Annotated in this window: 3 protein-coding genes; all 3 read left to right on the top strand. The window is 36.0% G+C overall.

What is annotated here, in order from left to right; all coding sequences use genetic code 11:
- Positions 1–1,317, top strand: a 1,317-nt coding sequence (locus EA412_06610) for a hypothetical protein (protein ID TVR79389.1), incomplete at its 5' end; no start/stop codon positions are given.
- A gap of 219 nt (positions 1,318–1,536) precedes the next feature.
- Entirely contained in the window at positions 1,537–4,431 is a 2,895-nt protein-coding gene (locus EA412_06605; protein ID TVR79390.1) for a DEAD/DEAH box helicase, read from the top strand.
- 46 nt (positions 4,432–4,477) lie between these two features.
- Complete coding sequence (locus EA412_06600; protein TVR79388.1) at positions 4,478–4,813, top strand: hypothetical protein; 336 nt, start codon at positions 4,478–4,480, stop codon at positions 4,811–4,813.
- Positions 4,814–4,995 lie beyond the last annotated feature (182 nt).

Raw genomic sequence — 4,995 nt, 5'->3', positions numbered from 1 at the left:
AAAGAAAATCAAAACATAGAATATAAAGCCAATTGGAGAGACGAATACCTAAAGTGGATTTGCGGCTTTGCCAATGCAAGCGGTGGCACACTGTATGTTGGCATTGACAATAAAGGCAAGGTAACAGGTTTAGACAATCACGACAAACTTTTGGAAGAATTGCCAAACAAATTCCGTGATATTCTTGGCGTATATGCAGAGATAAATCTGATTGAAGAAAACGACAAGCACTATCTTGAAATCATCGTTCCTCGTTATGATGTGCCTATTTCCGTAAGAGGCAAATATTACGTGCGTACTGGAAGTACTTTACAGGAAATAAAGGGACTGGCATTGAATGAGTTCATCTTGAAACGTACCGGAAAGACCTGGGATGATATTCCCGAACAAAGAGCTTCTGTAAATGACATTGATGAATCCGGCATTAAGCAATTCCTGAAAGATGCACGAATCGCTAAAAGGATTAATGTTGAGGATGATATCAGTATTCGGGAATTACTTGAAAAATTACGACTGCTCGAAAACGGACATTTAAAAAGAGCTGCCGTAGTCTTATTCGGAAAAGATCCCGGAAAATTTTACCCGAATATGGCTGTCAAAATAGGTAAGTTCGGAGAGACGGATGCCGACTTGAAATTTCATGAGGTAATAGAAGGCAACTTGGTCCAACTCAAAGACCGTATTGGGGAGATGCTTAATGCCAAATTTTTTATTCACCCGATTGATTTCATGGGAATGCAACGAGTGGAACGGGATGAATACCCGGTTGATGCTGTTCGGGAGATGATACTGAACGCTTTGGTTCACCGTGATTATATGGGTGCGCCAACCCAAATCCGTTTATATGACGACAATTTCAGTGTTTGGAATGATGGTAGCTTGCCGGAAGGAATTACTGAAGAAGATTTAAAGAAAGTACACCGCTCCAAACCAAGAAATCCATTGATTGCGGACACATGTTTCAAAGCGGGCTATATTGACTCATGGGGACGAGGAACGATCAAAATTATTGAAGCTTGTAAAAAATTAGGCCTGAAGGAACCATTACTTAAAGAAGAACAGGGTGGTTTTCTAAGTAAAATATACAAAAATCGTTTTACCGAAGAACCACTTAAAAACATAGAACTGAACAAGAGACAAATAAAAGCAATTCAGTACTTAAAAACACAAAAATCAATTACAAATAGTGAATACAAGTCAATGTTTAATATTACAGACAGAACTGCACTGCGGGATTTGAATGATTTACTTTCAAAAAGGTTAATCAAAAAAACAGGTGAGAAAAAAAATACTCGTTATATGCTATATACTGGATAATAATTGTAAAAAATGTCGGATAAATGTCGGATAAATGTCGGATAAATGTCGGATAAAGTGTTTGGTAAACAATACTTAAATTTAATCCTCAATTCCAAAAGTTCAAGGAGCATGAACCAATATTCATCAAATGAAAAATTTAACTTATTCAAAAGCCTCTTCAAAGGCAGGGAGGATGTATTTGCTATTCGCTGGGAAAAAGGTAAGAAGAGCGGTTACATGCCTGCATATTATTACGACCCATACATGTACAGATTACACAGGATGAATGGTGGCACATTCAAAGATTATAAAGATAAATCCTACCTACCACTTAATGATAAACAGCTTTTGAAACATTTCAAAGGCGAACAACTAATTGGCATTTATCCATTACTGCAAAATAACACATCATGGTTTATTGCAGCAGATTTTGATAAAGATAATTGGGCTAAAGAATGCATTAAATTCCTTAAAATTTGTAAAGAAAAAGGTATTCCCGCTTACCTGGAACGTTCACGTTCGGGAAAAGGAGGGCATGTCTGGATATTCTTTGACAAACCCTATCCTGCAATCAAGAGTCGTAAGATTCTGATTTCACTACTCGAACAAGCCGGTATTTTTTCAATATTCGATAAAAATTCCAGTTTTGACAGGCTTTTTCCTAATCAGAATTTCCATTCGGGAAAAGGATTGGGCAATTTAATCGCATTACCACTTCACCAACCGGCTTTGAAAAAAGGCAATAGTTGCTTCGTGGACGAGCAGTTAAATCCATATCAAAACCAATGGGAGTTTTTATCCTCCATTAAACGTGTATCAACTACCCATCTCGATAAGATTTATGTATCAATCTCTAATAACACTGTTTCTGAATATGTTTCAGCCAACACCTATTCTAAAAAACTCCATATAAAACTCAATAATGTTGTTAGTCTCAACCGTTCAGGCATGTCTCCAGAACTTACCAATTATCTAAAAGAGGAATTAAACTTTGCGAATTCGGAATATTTCATCAAGAAAAATTCCGGAAGGAATACCTGGGGAACCGGGCGGTATTTCCGTTTTATAGAGGAAACGGAACATGAAGTAATCATTCCAAGAGGTTTTATAGGAAAACTACTTCGCTACTGCAAACAGCAAAACATAGATTTTGATTTTAAAGATGAAAGAATAAAGCACAAAGCTGTCAGGTTCACAATGAATTTAAGTTTAAGGTCTCATCAGAAATCTGTAATAGAAGTCGTTTCCCGCAAAGATTTTGGTGTAATAACTGCACCTCCGGGTTCAGGGAAAACAGTCATTGGATTGAAAATTATTGCCGAAAAAAAACAACCTGCTTTAATTATTGTACATCGAAAGCAACTACTGGAACAATGGACAGAAAGCATTCAGGCATTTTTGGGAATTCCAAAAAAAGAAATTGGAAAGATTGGTCAAGGAAAATCCAAAACGGGAAAAAATATAACTGTAGCAATGATACAGAGTTTAGGGAAATATCTTGAAAATCAGGATTCACATGAATTTGCCCGGTCATTTGGAACAATTATCGTTGATGAATGCCACCATATTCCTGCTTTAACTTATCGAAATACTATTTCAAAACTTTTGTCTTTTTATCAATACGGATTGACTGCAACACCTTTTCGAAAAGCTAATGATGAGAAAATCATATTTATTCATCTTGGAGAAATAATAGCAGATATTAAGCCTCATGAAATAGAGGAATTCAAACGGGCAAGAGTAGTTGTGAGAGAAACATCTCTTTTTGTTCCTTTTAATTCAAAAACTGACACTTTCGAAACTTTATCAAAAGTCTTAGTCCATGATACAAGCAGAAATAAATTAATCCTTGGAGATGTTGCCGGAGAACTCAATAAAGGAAGAAAGGCTGTCATTATCACCGAACGCAAAGAACATATTGACACACTTCATCAATTTCTCAAGCAATCCTTTGAAACGGTTACCTTAAGCGGAGACGATTCAGAAAACAACCGGAAAATCAAATGGAAACAATTAAAAAGTGGTAATTATCAGGTACTGATTTCAACCGGTCAATTTTTTGGTGAGGGCATAGATTTGCAAAACGCATCCTGTCTTTTCCTTGTCTATCCTTTTTCCTTTAAAGGAAAGCTCATACAGTATATTGGCCGTGTTCAGCGATCTGAAATAACTCCGCTTATCTATGATTACAGGGACAGCAAGATTGATTACCTGAACCGCTTATTCCTGAAAAGAAATACATATTACCGCCATCTTGACAAACAGGCCACTTTGTTTGATGATGCAGAGAGTATTGAAAGCCCTGCCATAGATACATTTATTGTTGATAAAAAGATTAAGGTTCCCATTAACAAATTAGATTTCCGGTATGGTGCAATTGCATTTAGTCACACTATCTCTGATATAAAAACAGAGCTTGAATATGAAATAGAAAACAATGAGGCCAGGCCCGAGTTTGATGTCCTCAAGCCGTATTTTTCCAAGGTTCTAAAGTCAAAATATGTGGAGGCAAACATTTTTGCTGAATTTGAAAAAGGTTTGTTGGTTTCTCAAATGGCTACATCAGATGATTTGAAAAAAATCAATCAGGAAGTTATTGAGAGTGTAAAATTCAAGTTCATCGAAAAAGGAATTCTTGGCAAGAAACTTACTGCAGATGAGGAAGACAATTTATTGGATTTAAACAAAGTGCAGGAAGGACAAAATGGAAAACAATTTTATGATACAGAAGATCAATTGCTGAATGACCTGTTAGAAAATGAAAACGTCAAGCATTACAGGCATTTAAGTTATTTAGCTTCAAAACATGAAAGTTCTATTTTAAAACTCCGGTTTGTGTTGAATCCATTCTCTTTCGTTTTCCTGCTTTCCGGAACTGCACAATATCATGTTGTTTTGGAAACACTGGACACTGAAGAAGCTACATATATGTGGCATGTTGACAAAAACACAATATCACTATCGCAAAAATTACAATCAATAAACCATGACTTAAATCTTATCAGAAATAAAGGAAGACAAGCTTTTCTTGAAAAGCAACCCGAAAATTTCAGCAGAATTATCCATGACTATACGGAAGACAAAAAAGGATTTATTCTCTGGAAAGACCAGTTAAAAGAGCGACTATTATAAATTTGTATAAGGGTGTAAAGAATTAAAAAACGCTAAAAATGATGCTATGTATTTTGAACTCCCCAAATCTCAAAAGAAAATTGCCAGGCAAGTTATTGAAAAAGGTTTACAAAAAGAGTTTGTTAATGGCCTTAAAAAAGTTGATGGTTTGATTGAAAAATGGAAAAGCGATAAACTGGATAACAGGGAGGCATATCATAAAGTGTATGCTGCAATTAATGAGCATGACAAACACATCGGGCGGCGGTATGATTACATGAGCGGATCAAAATATTTGTTAATCCTTGCAGCACAGTTAGCAGATAATGTCATCACAATTAATGATCTGAAAGATTTTAATGATGATGTAAGAGAGAAAATCATCTCAATAAGTAATTTATAAAAAACATCTTTACCGAAGGCATACTGGCAGGCGCAGATAGAGTAAGGGATGCCGTTGCATTCAGCTATCAGCAGGGTGAAGTTTCACTACTTGAACTACTCGAAGCAAAGAGAACCGTGAACGAAATCTGGATTAATTACTACGATGCTCTTCTTGAACACATCGAATCCTTGGTAGAGCTG

Source organism: Chitinophagaceae bacterium, assembly GCA_007695095.1.
GTDB lineage: Bacteria > Bacteroidota > Bacteroidia > Chitinophagales > REEL01 > REEL01.
This window is presented reverse-complemented; position numbering and strand designations above follow the sequence as displayed.

Excerpts from the sequence above, each read along its gene's own strand:
- EA412_06600 (TVR79388.1), top strand. The coding sequence starts at position 4,478 with ATGTATTTTGAACTCCCCAAATCTCAAAAGAAAATTGCCAGGCAAGTT.
- EA412_06605 (TVR79390.1), top strand. The coding sequence starts at position 1,537 with ATGCCTGCATATTATTACGACCCATACATGTACAGATTACACAGGATG.